Below are 238 nucleotides of genomic sequence, written 5' to 3' on the forward strand. Positions count from 1 at the left end.
GCAAAACGCCTCATCTCCCAGCCAATACCAGATGGCACCGAAGTCATGGCGCAGCACCTCCTGCAGGCGTGACAGGTAGGCGTTGTGGTAAATCGCCAGGCCGGTCTCCACATCCAACGTCGGCCCTCCCAGCAAGGTGGCGGCAAAGCCGCTGTTGGCCGCGGGGGCTTCGGATAATAGATGCTGCTCAAACGCCAACTGCCAGTCGATCAGGCGCATAACGCTCTCCGGGCCAAGG

At 61.8% G+C, this 238-nt stretch carries 1 protein-coding gene; it reads right to left on the minus strand.

Annotated elements, in window-relative coordinates; genetic code table 11:
• The coding region (locus AAEZ09_RS29100; protein WP_350601788.1) for an HvfC/BufC family peptide modification chaperone at nt 1-219 on the minus strand (219 nt) is incomplete at its 3' end.
• Between the last annotated feature and the right edge of the window lie 19 nt (nt 220-238).

Source organism: Pseudomonas sp. 65/3-MNA-CIBAN-0223, from assembly GCF_040310425.1.
Taxonomy (GTDB): Bacteria; Pseudomonadota; Gammaproteobacteria; order Pseudomonadales; family Pseudomonadaceae; genus Aquipseudomonas; species Aquipseudomonas gregormendelii.